The organism is Mycolicibacterium fallax, from assembly GCF_010726955.1.
Taxonomy (GTDB): Bacteria; Actinomycetota; Actinomycetes; order Mycobacteriales; family Mycobacteriaceae; genus Mycobacterium; species Mycobacterium fallax.
Map to the genome: position 1 here is coordinate 909,397 of NZ_AP022603.1, position 12,811 is coordinate 922,207.

Annotated in this window: 11 protein-coding genes; 5 read left to right on the forward strand and 6 right to left on the reverse strand. The window is 68.2% G+C overall.

Going from position 1 to position 12,811, the window contains the following annotated elements:
- The first annotated feature begins 39 nt into the window (after positions 1–39).
- Positions 40–1,302 (forward strand): amidohydrolase family protein, encoded by a 1,263-nt coding sequence (locus G6N10_RS04305; protein ID WP_085095751.1) that lies wholly within the window; start codon positions 40–42, stop codon positions 1,300–1,302.
- Positions 1,303–1,309: 7 nt separating this feature from the next.
- Here G6N10_RS04305 and yaaA read toward each other — a convergent pair whose 3' ends face one another.
- Positions 1,310–2,059: a peroxide stress protein YaaA gene (gene yaaA / locus G6N10_RS04310; protein ID WP_085095753.1), complete on the reverse strand. Its 750-nt coding sequence runs from the start codon at positions 2,057–2,059 to the stop codon at positions 1,310–1,312.
- 172 nt (positions 2,060–2,231) lie between these two features.
- Here yaaA and G6N10_RS04315 point away from each other — a divergent pair, with 172 nt between their 5' ends.
- Together G6N10_RS04315 and G6N10_RS04320 are read left to right on the forward strand one after the other, a co-directional pair.
- A complete protein-coding gene (locus G6N10_RS04315) occupies positions 2,232–2,660 on the forward strand; it encodes an MmpS family transport accessory protein (RefSeq protein ID WP_085095755.1) in 429 nt (142 codons plus the stop codon).
- A complete protein-coding gene (locus G6N10_RS04320) occupies positions 2,657–5,569 on the forward strand; it encodes an MMPL/RND family transporter (RefSeq protein WP_085095757.1) in 2,913 nt (970 codons plus the stop codon). The genes G6N10_RS04315 and G6N10_RS04320 overlap by 4 nt, the downstream gene beginning before the upstream one ends.
- A 125-nt stretch (positions 5,570–5,694) precedes the next feature.
- Here G6N10_RS04320 and G6N10_RS04325 read toward each other — a convergent pair whose 3' ends face one another.
- From G6N10_RS04325 to G6N10_RS04335, 3 genes are read right to left on the reverse strand one after another with little or no spacing between them, the layout of a single operon-like run.
- The gene (locus G6N10_RS04325) at positions 5,695–6,192 is read right to left on the reverse strand and encodes a DUF5078 domain-containing protein (protein ID WP_085095759.1); all 498 of its coding nucleotides are present in this window, start codon (positions 6,190–6,192) and stop codon (positions 5,695–5,697) included.
- Between the two features lie 15 nt (positions 6,193–6,207).
- A complete protein-coding gene (locus G6N10_RS04330; RefSeq protein WP_085095761.1) occupies positions 6,208–6,543 on the reverse strand; it encodes a DUF732 domain-containing protein in 336 nt (111 codons plus the stop codon).
- A 16-nt stretch (positions 6,544–6,559) separates the two neighbouring features.
- Positions 6,560–7,012 (reverse strand): Rv1352/Rv1906c domain-containing protein, encoded by a 453-nt coding sequence (locus tag G6N10_RS04335; RefSeq protein WP_109750491.1) that lies wholly within the window; start codon positions 7,010–7,012, stop codon positions 6,560–6,562.
- Between the two features lie 143 nt (positions 7,013–7,155).
- Between G6N10_RS04335 and G6N10_RS04340 the strand changes: the two genes are divergently transcribed.
- Positions 7,156–7,995 (forward strand): serine hydrolase, encoded by an 840-nt coding sequence (locus G6N10_RS04340; protein WP_407663966.1) that lies wholly within the window; start codon positions 7,156–7,158, stop codon positions 7,993–7,995.
- Between the two features lie 65 nt (positions 7,996–8,060).
- On the opposite strand, the gene G6N10_RS04345 is transcribed toward G6N10_RS04340, so the two are convergent.
- Entirely contained in the window at positions 8,061–8,477 is a 417-nt protein-coding gene (locus tag G6N10_RS04345) for an STAS domain-containing protein (protein WP_085095765.1), read from the reverse strand.
- A 210-nt stretch (positions 8,478–8,687) separates the two neighbouring features.
- Between G6N10_RS04345 and G6N10_RS04350 the strand changes: the two genes are divergently transcribed.
- The gene (locus G6N10_RS04350) at positions 8,688–10,505 is read left to right on the forward strand and encodes a fatty acyl-AMP ligase (RefSeq protein WP_085095767.1); all 1,818 of its coding nucleotides are present in this window, start codon (positions 8,688–8,690) and stop codon (positions 10,503–10,505) included.
- A 91-nt stretch (positions 10,506–10,596) separates the two neighbouring features.
- On the opposite strand, the gene katG is transcribed toward G6N10_RS04350, so the two are convergent.
- The gene (gene katG / locus G6N10_RS04355; protein ID WP_085095769.1) at positions 10,597–12,795 is read right to left on the reverse strand and encodes a catalase/peroxidase HPI; all 2,199 of its coding nucleotides are present in this window, start codon (positions 12,793–12,795) and stop codon (positions 10,597–10,599) included.
- Between the last annotated feature and the right edge of the window lie 16 nt (positions 12,796–12,811).

Below are 12,811 nucleotides of genomic sequence, written 5' to 3' on the forward strand. Positions count from 1 at the left end.
GTGAAGGTAAGCCCCCAGCATCCTGCCCGAGGAGACCCCTTGAACGTCGACGACCTGATCCTGGTGAGCATTGACGACCACGTCGTCGAGCCGCCGGACATGTTCCTCAACCATGTGCCGGCCAAGTACAAGCCGGAGGCCCCGATCGTCGTCACCGACGACAAGGGCGTGGACCAGTGGATGTATCAGGGCCGCCCGCAGGGCGTGTCCGGACTCAACGCCGTGGTCAGCTGGCCGGCCGAGGAATGGGGCCGCGACCCGGCCGGGTTCGCCGAGATGCGCCCCGGGGTCTACGACGTGCACGAACGCGTCCGCGACATGAATCGCAACGGCATCCTGGCCTCGATGTGCTTCCCCACCTTCACCGGGTTCTCCGCCCGGCACCTGAACATGCACCGCGAGGAGGCCACCCTGGTGATGGTGTCGGCCTACAACGACTGGCACATCGATGAGTGGGCCGGCTCCTACCCGGACCGCTTCATCCCGATCGCGATCCTGCCGACCTGGAACCCCGAGGCGATGTGCGCCGAGATCCGCCGGGTCGCCGCCAAGGGCTGCCGCGCGGTCACCATGCCGGAGCTGCCGCACCTGGAGGGCCTGCCCAGCTACCACGACGAGGACTACTGGGGCCCGGTGTTCCGCACCCTCAGCGAGCTGAACGTGGTGATGTGCCTGCACATCGGCACCGGATTCGGCGCGATCAGCATGGCGCCCAACGCGCCGATCGACAACCTGATCATCCTGGCCACCCAGGTGTCGGCGATGTGCGCCCAGGACCTGCTGTGGGGCCCGGCGATGCGCAACTACCCGGACCTGAAGTTCGCCTTCTCCGAGGGCGGCATCGGCTGGATCCCGTTCTACCTGGACCGCTCCGACCGGCATTACACCAACCAGAAGTGGCTGCGCCGCGACTTCGGCGACAAGCTGCCCTCGGACGTGTTCCGCGAGCATTCGCTGGCCTGCTACGTCACCGACAAGACCTCGCTGAAGCTGCGCAACGAGATCGGCATCGACATCATCGCCTGGGAGTGCGACTACCCGCACTCGGACTGCTTCTGGCCCGATGCCCCCGAGCAGGTGCTCGCCGAGCTCAACGCCGCCGGGGCAACCGACCCGGAGATCGACAAGATCACCTGGGAGAACGCCTGCCGGTTCTTCGGCTGGGATCCGTTCGCCCGGACCGCGCGGGAGAACGCCGACGTCAAGGCGCTGCGCGCCAAGGCCACCGACGTCGACGTGTCGATCCGGCCGCGCGCCGAGTGGGCCCGGCTCTACCAGGCCAAACAGCTCAGCGACGCCTGAGGCCCGGCTAGGATTCGGGGACGACGACGGTCAGGTGCGCGCCGTCGCGCTCGACGTGCAGGCCGGCGCGCCGGGCCACCCCGGCGACCTTCGCGGCGTCGTCCGGTTCGGCCCGGCTGGCCGCCAGCGCGCGGGCCAGTCGGCCCTTGTGCGCCTTGTTGAAGTGACTGACCACGGTGCGCCGACCATCGGCATGCTGGCAGAGCACGTCGACGCCGACCGCCCCGGGCACCCGGCCGAGCCCGGCGTAGGCGCCCGAACGCAGGTCCACGACCAGTTCGCGGGCGGCGATGTCGGCGAGCACCGGTTCCAGCAGCGGGCGCCAGCGGGTGGCCAGCCCGGGCCGCCCGGGCAGCTTCGACCCGGCCGAGAGCCGATAGGCGGGCACCGGGTCATCGGCGCGCAGCAGCCCGAACAGCGCCGAGCCGACCGCCAGCCGGGCCCGCGCTCGCGCCGCGGCCGCCCCGCGCAGCGATCCGATGTCCAGCGCGTCGTAGAGCACCCCGGTGTAGCGGTCGATGGCCGGCAGGGTGGCCGCACCGCGCAACGCGGCGTTCCGGCCGATCTCGTCGTCCTGCTTGGCGGAGATGCCCAGGGCGGCCCGGCTGGCGGGCCGGTCGGCGGCCAGCCGCACCAACTCCTCGACCAACTCCGATCGCAGCGGGGTCAGCGCGGGGAAGCTCAACGCGGCCAGGTCCAGCGGAGCGCCGTCGCCGCCGGGGCGCTTGGTTTCCGACGGCGGGAGCAGCACGATCACCGGCCGACCGTAGCCCAGCGGCCAGGGGTGATGGCGGACACAGGCCCGGCTTACCCATGGTGAGGCATCGATAAGTTAAATTAGCTAACCTGATGAGCACGTACCGAATGGGGTTCTTGATGGAACGCAGTACAGGCGGTGGACCAGTCTCCCGGGTCTGGAGGCACCCCGCATGCTGAACCTGCTCAAAAAGGCCTGGCTGCCGCTGCTCATCGTCGTCGTCGTGGTGATCGCCGGGGCCGCGGTGATGCGGGTGCGCACCTTCTTCGGTGCCAACAATGATGCCGGCGCGGCCGGCACCAAGTTCGAGGACACCGAGCCGTTCAACCCCAAGCGCGTGACCTACGAGATCTGGGGCAACGGTTCCTACGCCGACATCAACTACCTGGACCTCGACGCCGAACCCCAGCGCGTCGACGGCGCCGCCCTGCCGTGGACCCTCACCCTGGAGTCCACCGCCCCCTCGGTCTTCCCGAACATCGTCGCCCAGGGCGATGGCTCCACCATCACCTGCCGGATCACCGTCGATGACGAGATCAAGGACGAGCGCACCACCGACGGCGCCAGCGCCCATACCTACTGCTTGGTGAAATCCGCATGAGTGCACCCACCTCCGACGCGCCGACCGACTCGTTCCCGGCGGCGGCGCCGTCGTCCCATTCCGGCATCGCGAAGTGGATCCGCACCCTCGCCGTCCCGATCATCCTGGGCTGGATCGCCGTCATCATCGGGCTGAACGTCGCCGCACCGCAGCTCGAGGTGGTCGGCAACATGCGTTCGGTCTCGATGAGCCCGGAAAGCGCGGCCTCGACGATCGCGATGAAACGTGTCGGCGAGGTGTTCGACGAGTACAAGTCGAACAGCTCGGTGATGATCGTGCTGGAGAGCGAAAAGGATCCGCTCGGCCAGGCGGCGCACGACTTCTACGACGAGATCATCCGGGAACTGCGCGCCGACACCAAGTACGTCGAGCACGTCCAGGACTTCTGGAGCGATCCGCTGACCGCCGCCGGCTCGCAGAGCCCCGACGGTATGGCCGCCTACGTGCAGGTGTACACCGCGGGCAACCAGGGCGAGGCGCTGGCCAACGAGTCGGTCGAGGCCGTGCAGGGCATTGTCGCCAAGGTCCAGGAGCGGATGGCCCCCGACGGCGTGCACGCCTACGTCACCGGCCCGGCCGCGCTGTCGGCCGATCAGCACATCGCCGGTGACCGCAGCATGCGCCTCATCGAGGCGCTGACCTTCACCGTCATCATCGTGCTGCTGCTGCTGGTCTACCGGTCCATCGTGACGGTGGTGCTGTCGCTGCTGCTGGTGGTCTTCTCGCTGACCGCCGCCCGCGGCATGGTGGCGGTGCTGGGCTACTACGACATCATCGGCCTGTCGACGTTCGCGACGAACCTGCTGGTCACGCTGGCCATCGCGGCGTCCACCGACTACGCCATCTTCCTGATAGGCCGCTATCAGGAGGCCCGGTCCAGAGGGATGGACAAGGAAGCGTCCTACTACGACATGTTCCACGGCACCGCGCACGTGATCTTGGGCTCGGGCCTGACGATCGCCGGTGCGACGCTGTGCCTGCGCTTCACCAACCTGCCGTACTTCCAGAGCCTCGGCATCCCGTTGGCGGTCGGCATGGTTGTGGTGGTGGTCTGCGCGCTGACCATGGGGTCGGCGATCATCGCGACCGCCACCCGATTCGGCAACATCCTGGAGCCCAAGCGGGCGATGCGCATCCGCGGCTGGCGCAAGGTCGGCGCCGCGGTGGTGCGCTGGCCCGGCCCGATCCTGATTGCGACGATCGCGCTGTCACTGGTCGGTCTGCTGACCCTGCCGGGCTACCGGACCAACTACAACGACCGCAACTACCTGCCCGCCGACCTGCCGGCCAACGCCGGCTACGCCGCCGCGGACCGGCACTTCAGCCAGGCCCGGATGAACCCCGAGTTGCTGCTGATCGAGACCGATCACGATCTGCGCAACTCCTCGGACTTCCTGGTCATCGACAAGATCGCGAAGTCGATCTTCCGGGTGCCCGGCGTCGGCCGGGTGCAGGCCATCACCCGCCCGCAGGGCACTCCCATCGAGCACACGTCGATCCCGTTCCAGATCTCGATGAACGGCGTGTCGCAGAAGATGAACGAGAAGTACCAGCAGGACATGATGGCCAACATGCTCAAGCAGGCCGAGGACATGCAGGTCACCATCGACAGCATGACCAAGATGCAGAGCATCACGGTGCAGATGGCCGACGTCACCCATTCCATGGTCACCAAGATGAAGAGCATGACCATGGACGTCGCCGAAATGCGGGACAGCATCTCCGATTTCGATGACTTCTTCCGGCCGATCCGCAACTACCTGTACTGGGAACCGCACTGTTTCAACATTCCGGTGTGCTGGTCGATGCGATCGATCTTCGACACCCTCGACGGCATCGATGTGATGACCACCGACATCGAGGACATCATCCCGGACATGGAACGTCTCGACACATTGATGCCACAGATGGTGGCGTTGATGCCGGAGATGATCAGCACCATGGTGCGGATGAAGGCCTACATGCTGACCATGTACCAGACCCAAAAGGGCATGCAGGACCAGATGTCGGCGATGCAGGAGAACTCGACCGCCATGGGTAAGGCGTTCGACGAATCCAAGAACGACGACTCGTTCTATCTACCGCCGGAAACCTTCGACAACCCGGACTTCAAGCGCGGCATCAAGATGTTCCTGTCGCCCGACGGGCACGCGGTGCGGTTCATCATTTCCCACGACGGGGACCCGATGACCCCGGAGGGCATCGCCAAGATCGACTCGATCAAGCAGGCCGCCCGGGAAGCGATCAAGGGCACCCCGCTGGAGGGCTCGAAGGTCTATCTCGGCGGCACCGCGGCGACCTTCAAGGACATGCAGGACGGCGCCGACTGGGACCTGATAATCGCCGGCATCGCCGCGCTCGGGTTGATCTTCATCATCATGCTGATCATCACCAGATCGATCATCGCCGCCGCAGTGATCGTGGGGACGGTGGTGTTCTCCCTTGGGGCATCGTTTGGCCTGTCGGTGCTGATCTGGCAGCACCTGATCGGCATTGAACTGCACTGGATGGTGCTGGCGATGGCGGTGATCATCCTGCTTGCCGTCGGGGCGGACTACAACCTGCTGCTGGTGGCCAGATTCAAGGAAGAGATACACGACGGCCTGAACACCGGCATCATCCGGGCGATGGGCGGCACCGGTTCGGTGGTGACCTCGGCGGGCCTGGTGTTCGCCTTCACCATGATGTCCATGGCGGTCAGTGAATTGATCGTCATCGGACAGGTTGGCACCACGATCGGCCTGGGCCTGTTGTTCGACACCCTGGTGATCCGCTCGTTCATGACCCCGTCGATCGCGGCCCTGCTGGGCAAGTGGTTCTGGTGGCCGCAGCGGGTGCGTCAGCGTCCGGTGCCCTCGCCGTGGCCCAAGCCCCCGGCCAAGGACGACGAGCCGGTCCCGGTCGGCTAGTTTCCCCCGAGAGCGCTCAACGATGTTGCGACATCGTTGAGCGCTCTTGGCATTTCGCCGGGCACCGGCCATGCTCGGGGTACAAAAAATCCCCGCCCGAGGGGCGGGGATTTCTTGACTGCGGGTCAGCGGGGGACGGTCGGCCAGTCCCACACCGAGTAGTCGTCCGGGTAATCCATGCAGACCTTGGTGGCTGCGGCGGTGACGCCCTTGTTGTTGAAGAACGGCTTGGCCCAGTTCGGCCAGCGCCAGGACATCGACTCGTAGAAGGCGTCGGTGGCGATCTGCTCGGAGTACTGCCGGCGGCCCGGGTAATCCATCGAGAAGAACCAGTTGATCCGGTCGCGGGCGCCCTGCTGGTCGGCGGCCGGCTTGTTGTTGTAGTCGATCATGTAGCGCTCGTAGTAGATCGGCCGGGTGTCGCGGACCGCCGCCAGGTACTGCTGCGCGGTGCACGGGGTCTTCAGGATCCGGCTGGGGATCGGGTACTCGTCGGTCGCGTCGGCGCCGGCGACCGCAGCGGCAGTCAGGCCGGTGCCGAGCATCGCGGTGGCCACCCCGGCCAGCAGGGTCGCCTTGAGTGACTTCTTCAGCCCGGTCGTCTTCGCAGGTGTGCGTGCCATCGGATTCTCCTAGGTTCAGTGCTGCTCGGCGGCCCGGGCCAGCACCGGCTGCTGGTCGGGGCAGTAGGTGTCGACGGTCAGCCCGAGGAACTTCCAGACCTGGTCGGTCTGGGTGGTCCGGTCGAGCTGCTTGCCGATGAAGGCGGCCGATTGGTAGGCGTCCTTGTCCTGGCCGATGCGCAGGCGCTTGCACGCGATCTTGGCGATCCAGGCGTTGTAGTCCCGCTGGCCGTAGATGCCGTAGGTGTGCAGGGTGTTGGCAAAATCGGTATCGATCTCGGCGTTTGCCGGAGCTGCGAAGCCGATTGCGGCTGCGGTCAGGGCGACCGTGGTGATGCCGAGTAGTTTCATGGGCTAAGTATATCGCCTAACCGGCCGGCGGCGGGGCCGACCCAACCCGTCCGGCCATCTGGCCTATTCCGCCGAGGATCTCCCACGGCGATCGCGGTGGCGGCGGGGCCTGATCGGTCAGCCGCCAGGTCTGGCACGAGGTGGTCCGGAAGCTCTTGTCGGTCGGCGCGATGACGACGATGGCGGGCTTCTTGGTCAGCGCGTTGTCCAGGGTCTCGGTGCCGTTTTCGCCGCCGGACCGCTTCCAGTAGCAGGGGCTGCCGTCGCGCGGGCCCTCCGAGGCGTAGTTGCCGGGCACGATGTCGGTGCCCACCGCGTAGGTGCCGTCCTCCTCGATGGAGGTCTTGGGCCCGTCGCCGGGCTTCGGGGCGGCGGTCTCACTCGGGGCCGGCGGGGCGGCCGGATCCGCGGCGGCCGGCGCAGCAACGGAAAGCGCCCCGGCGGCCAGCACCGCGGTGGCGAGAATCATTGTGCGACGACAACGCATGTTCTCCAGGTTAGCCGCCCGATCGGCCGCACTTCCAGCGTTGACCGCGTCGGCAGCGGTGATACTTGGCACAGCGTCCGCGTGTCCACGCCGGTCGGGCGCCCTCCGCACCTACCATTCGCCGCATGGGTCGGCGGGTGAGGTTGTTCAGACCGGCGGCGGCGACGCTGCTGGCGTTGGCGTTGATCGCGCTGGCGCCGGCCGGCCCGGTGCTCGCGCAATGTGTCCCGGCGACCGGCGCGGGCTGCGATCTGCGTTCCCGGATCGCCGCGGCCGAGGCGTTTGTGGCCACCCGCCCGGGCACCGTCGGCTACGTGCTGCGCGATCGCACCTCCGGGCTGCGCTACCGCAATGCCCATGCCGCGACGATGATCTGGACGGCCTCGACGATCAAGCTCGCCATGGTGGTCGATCTGCTCACCCGGGAGCGGGCCGGGACGGTGCGGCTGTCGGCCGAGGACCGCCAGTTGATGCAGGCGATGCTGCGCGGCTCCGACAACGACGCCACCGACACCCTGTGGGACCGCTACGGCGGGCCCGACCACCGCGCGTTCAATGCCGGCTTTCCGCGCTACGGGATGACCAGTGTTGCCCCGCAGCCCGGGTTCGGTTCGGTGTTTCCGTACTGGGGATTCCAGAAGGGCACCGCCGACGATTTCGACCAGCTGATGAATTTCACGCTGTCGCAAATGAATCCGGCCGACACCGCGGCGATCGTCGCCGAAATGCAGAAGGTCGCCCCGAACCAGCAGTGGGGCGTGTGGGGCGCCGGGCCGCAGATGGCGCCCGGCAACAAGAACGGCTGGTCGCAGGAGCAGGGCGGCTGGGTGGTCAACTCGGTGGGCTTCGCCGGACCGGCCCAGCGTTACACGCTGACGGTGTTCAACGCGCTCAACGGTGAGGGCGGTTTTGACGACGGGGTGCAGACCACCACCGGGCTCGGCCGGATCCTGCTGGGCCGGTAACCGCCGGACAGCAGAAAGGCGGCGGCGGTATCCGAGTGGATACCGCCGCCGCCTTTCTCGTGTCGTCAGGCCGTCCGGTGCAGCAGCGGGATCAGCATCCTGCGCCGGAGGAACACGTCGTCGGCGAGCCACTGCAGCGCCTCGGGTACCGAGGTGGCCACCGGGTAGCCGTCGTCGCCGATGCGGACCTGGTGGGCCAGCGCCGGGGAGGTCACCAGCAGCCACTGCACGCCGGCCGCCAGGCAGGCCTCATCGACGGACTCCAGCAGCGGCAGATACTCCTCCGGCGAGGAGGTGACCGCGGTCAGGTCAAGGACGACGGGCTTCTCGGCGATGATGAACCGCCGGGTCGCGGTCATCGCGGCCTCGGCGTTGGATTCGTCGAGCACACCGCTGATGGTCACAACGGTGGCCAGGTGGCGGCATTGCACCCGAATCTGGGCGCCGCCACAGATGATTGCCGGGTTTCCATAACCAGTCATGAGTGCCCTCACTTCACGATCAGTTTGCTGACGGGTCGCTCGCGCGTGACCTCGATGTCCCCACTGACGGTATGCGGCGAATTTAAGGCCACGGGGAGCACGATCTAACGCTTTGCTAAGAAACGCCGAGACTGTTTGCCCTGCTACCGGCCGGTAGCAGGGCGACGGCCCGAGCGGGGCCGCGATCCCCAGGCCCATAGACTTCCTGGCATGTATCCCGGTTTGCTGCAGGTCGACGTGTGCCTCGACGGCGACGGGCTGGTGGTCGTTCCGCCGACCCTGACCCTCGACACCCTGATCGAACGCTGCATCTACAGCGTCGGCAATCAGACCGCCTACCGCTACATCGACTTCTCCCGGACCACCGACGGAGTGATCTCCGAGATCACCTGGAACCAGGTGGGGGTGCGCGCCGCCGCGGTGGCGGCCGCCGTGCAGCGCCACGCGCACCGCGGCGACCGGGTCGCGGTGCTCGCCCCGCAGGGACTCGACTACATCACCGGATTTTTCGGCGCCATCAAGGCCGGCATGGTCGCCGTTCCGCTGTTCGCGCCCGAGCTGGCCGGTCAGGCCCAGCGACTGGACACCGCGATGCGCGACGCCCGCCCGGCCGTCGTGCTGACCACCACCGCGGTGCTGGACCTCATCGAGGGCTTCCTGGACCGGCTGACCGGGGTGCCGCGCCCGCACGTCGTGCTGCTCGACGAGACGCCGGACACCCTGGCCCGGCAGTTCAGCCCGGTCCACATCGACATGGCAGACGTCTGCCACCTGCAGTACAGCGGGGGAGCCACCCGCGCGCCGGTCGGCATCGAGATCACCCATCGGGCGATGGTGACCAACCTGGTGCAGATGATCCTGGCGATCGACCTGCACGACCGGAACACCCACGGGGTGAGCTGGCTGCCGCTGTATCACGACATGGGCCTGTCGATGATCGGCTTCCCGACGGTCTACGGCGGGCACACCACGCTGATGTCCCCGGCGGCGTTCATTCGGCGGCCACAGCGCTGGATCAAGGCGATGTCCGACGAGATCCGGCTGGGCCGGCTGGTGGTGACCGCCGGGCCCAACCTCGCCTACGAGTGGGCCGCCCAGCGCGGGCTGCCCGCGGACGGCGAGATCATCGACCTGAGCCGCTCCACCATGATCATCGGGTCCGAGCCGGTCAGCTTCGACGCGATCGAGGCGTTCACCGAAGCCTTTGCGCCGCACGGGCTTCCGCCCACCGCGATCAAGCCGTCCTACGGGATCGCCGAGGCCACCCTGATGGTGACGACCACCGGGCCGGGCGAGCGTCCCACGCTTCGGCACTTCGACCGCGCCGGGTTGGGTGCCGGGCGGGCGATCCCGGTCGCCGCCGAGGATCCCGCGGCGGTGCCGCACGTCAGCTGCGGGCAGCTGGCCAACAACCTGCAGGCGGTGATCGTCGACCCGGCCACCGGGGCCGAGCTGGCCGACGGCACGGTGGGGGAGATCTGGCTGCACGGCGCGAACATCGGTCGCGGCTACTGGCGGCGGCGGGCCGAGAGCGACGCGGCGTTCGGCGCCCGGCTGTCCGCCCGGCTGCCGGAGCACAGTCGCGCCGACCGGGTCGGCGCCGACGCCCGCTGGCTGCGCACCGGGGATCTGGGCTTCTTCCTCGACGGCGAACTGTTCGTGCCCGGCCGGCTGGTCGACCTGATCGAGATCGACGGCGTCGCGCACTACCCCGACGACATCGAACGGACCGCGGCCGACGCGTCGGCGCTGCTGCGCCGCGGCTACGTCGCCGCGTTCACCGTCCCCGACGGCGCCGGAGGCGAGCAGCTGGTCATTGCCTGCGAGCGGGCCTCGGGCACCGCGCGGATGGATCCGCAGCCGGCGATCGAGGCGATGATCGCCGCGGTGCGCGACCGGCACGGACTGCCGGTCGCCGACGTCCGGCTGCTGCCCGGCGGCGCGATCCCGCGCACCACCAGCGGCAAGCTGCGCCGGCGGGCCTGCCGCGCCGGCTACCTCGACGGCTCGCTGGGCAACAAGGGCTGAGAAACGAACACCGCCCCGCCGGCCGAAGCCTGCGGGGCGGTGCTCGTGTCTGCGACCTAGCCGGTTCTCATGCGGCTAGGCCCGCTGCGATCTAGCCGGTCACATCGAACCGGTCGGCGTCCATCACCTTGGTCCATGCCGCGACGAAGTCCCGGACGAACTTCTCCTGCGCGTCGTCGCTGCCGTACACCTCGGCCACCGCCCGCAGCTGCGAGTTCGAGCCGAACAGCAGGTCCACCCGGCTGGCGGTGTACTTCTGCTCACCGGTCTTGCGGTCGCTGCCCAGGTAGCTGCCGTCGTCGGCCGAGGACGGTGCCCACTTGATGCCCATGTCGAGCAGGTTGACGAAGAAGTCGGTCGTCAACGCACCCGGCCGGTCGGTGAGCACACCGAGCCTGCTGCCACCGAAGTTGGCGTCGAGCACCCGCAGGCCACCGACCAACACCGCCATCTCCGGCGCGGACACATTGAGCTGGTTGGCCCGGTCGATCAGGTGGTACTCCGCGGGCAGCCCCAGCCCCTTGCCGGCGTAGTTGCGGAAGCCGTCGGCCTTGGGCTCCAGGTAGGCGAAGGACTCCACGTCGGTGCCGTCCTGGGTGGCATCGCCGCGCCCGGAGGTGAACGGCACCGCGACGTCGAAACCGGCTGCCTTGGCGGCGGTTTCGACACCCACGTTGCCCGCCAGCACGACCAGGTCGGCAAACGACACCGCGACACCGGCCGAAGCCTGGAGCTCCTCCAGCGCGCGGATCACCTGGGCCAGCTCGTCGGGCTCGTTGGCCTCCCAGCCGAGCTGCGGCTGCAACCGGATCCGGCCGCCGTTGGCGCCGCCGCGCATGTCGCTGTTGCGGTAGCTGGACGCGGCCTTCCACGCCGTGGAGACCAGCTGGCCAACGGTCAGGCCGGAGCCCGCGATCGCCGCCTTGAGGGTCGCCACATCGGCGTCCGAGAGCCTCGGGCCGGCCGGAATCAGGTCCTGCCAGACCCAGGTTTCCTTGGGCGCCAGCGGCCCGAGGTAGCGGCTCACCGGCCCCATGTCGCGGTGGATCAGCTTGAACCAGGCCTTGGCGTACTCCTCGGCCAGCTCCTCGGGATGGTCGAGCCAGCGCCGGGTGATCTCGCCGTAGATCGGATCCATCCGCATCGACAGGTCGGTGGTCAGCATCGCCGGGTGGGTGCGGCCCTTGAGATCCGGGGTCGGCACCGAGTTGGCCCAGCCGTTGTCCTTGGGTCGCCACTGCTGGGCGCCGGCCGCGCTGTGGAACAGCTCCCACTCGTTGCTGTAGAGGATCTCCAGGAAGCTGTTGTCCCACTTGGTCGGGGTGTGCGTCCAGATCACCTCCAGGCCGCTGCCCACCCGGTCGTTCGGGTTGCCGGTGTCGTTGGGGTTGTGCCAGCCCAGACCCATCTGCTCCATCGGCGCGACGGCCGGCACGGGTCCCAGCGCACCGGCGTCGCCGTTGCCGTGGGTCTTGCCGAAGGTGTGCCCGCCGACGATCAGCGCGGCGGTCTCCACGTCGTTCATCGCCATCCGGCCGAAGGTCTCGCGGATGTCGATGGCCGCGGCCAGCGGGTCCGGGACGCCCTCGGGGCCTTCGGGATTGACGTAGATCAGGCCCATCATGGTTGCGGCCAGCGGGTTGTCCAGCTTGGTGCGGTCGCTGCCGGAGTAGCGGTCTTGGGAGCCCAGCCACTCGGCCTCGGCACCCCAGAACACGTCCTCCTCGGGCTCCCAGAAGTCCGGACGGCCGAAGGAGAAGCCCTTGGTCCGAAAGCCCATGTGCTCCATGGCGCGGTTGCCGGCGTAGGCGATCAGGTCCGACCAGGAGATCTTGTTGCCGTACTTCTTCTTCAGCGGCCACAGCAGCCGGCGGGCCTGATCCAGCAGCACGTTGTCCGGCCAGCTGTCCAGCGGCGAGAAGCGCTGCATGCCGCGGCCCGCGCCGCCGCGGCCGTCCTGCACCCGGTAGGTGCCCGCGGCGTGCCAGGTCATCCGGACGAACAGCGGGCCGTAGTGGCCGAAGTCGGCGGGCCACCAGTCCTGGGAGTCGGTCAGCAGCGCATCGAAGTCGCTTTGGAAGGCGTCGAAATCCAGGTCGAGGACGGCCTTGCGGTAGTCGTAGCCCGCGTCCTCCGGGTCGATGACGTCGGGGTTCTTCTGCAGCAGCTTCAGGTTGACCACGTCGGGCCACCAGTCGCGGTTGCTGCCGCCCTCGACCGGCGGCTTGATCCGCATCGGACAACCGGGTGCGGACTGCGCTGCTCCAATGGGTGGGGTTTCCTCAGGCACGGCGATTCCTTTCGGT

Coding starts and splice junctions, on each gene's coding strand:
- G6N10_RS04340 (WP_407663966.1), top strand. CDS start 7,156: ATGGGTCGGCGGGTGAGGTTGTTCAGACCGGCGGCGGCGACGCTGCTG.
- G6N10_RS04335 (WP_109750491.1), bottom strand. CDS start 7,012: ATGATTCTCGCCACCGCGGTGCTGGCCGCCGGGGCGCTTTCCGTTGCT.
- G6N10_RS04315 (WP_085095755.1), top strand. CDS start 2,232: ATGCTGAACCTGCTCAAAAAGGCCTGGCTGCCGCTGCTCATCGTCGTC.
- G6N10_RS04320 (WP_085095757.1), top strand. CDS start 2,657: ATGAGTGCACCCACCTCCGACGCGCCGACCGACTCGTTCCCGGCGGCG.
- G6N10_RS04345 (WP_085095765.1), bottom strand. CDS start 8,477: ATGACTGGTTATGGAAACCCGGCAATCATCTGTGGCGGCGCCCAGATT.
- G6N10_RS04325 (WP_085095759.1), bottom strand. CDS start 6,192: ATGGCACGCACACCTGCGAAGACGACCGGGCTGAAGAAGTCACTCAAG.
- G6N10_RS04330 (WP_085095761.1), bottom strand. CDS start 6,543: ATGAAACTACTCGGCATCACCACGGTCGCCCTGACCGCAGCCGCAATC.
- G6N10_RS04350 (WP_085095767.1), top strand. CDS start 8,688: ATGTATCCCGGTTTGCTGCAGGTCGACGTGTGCCTCGACGGCGACGGG.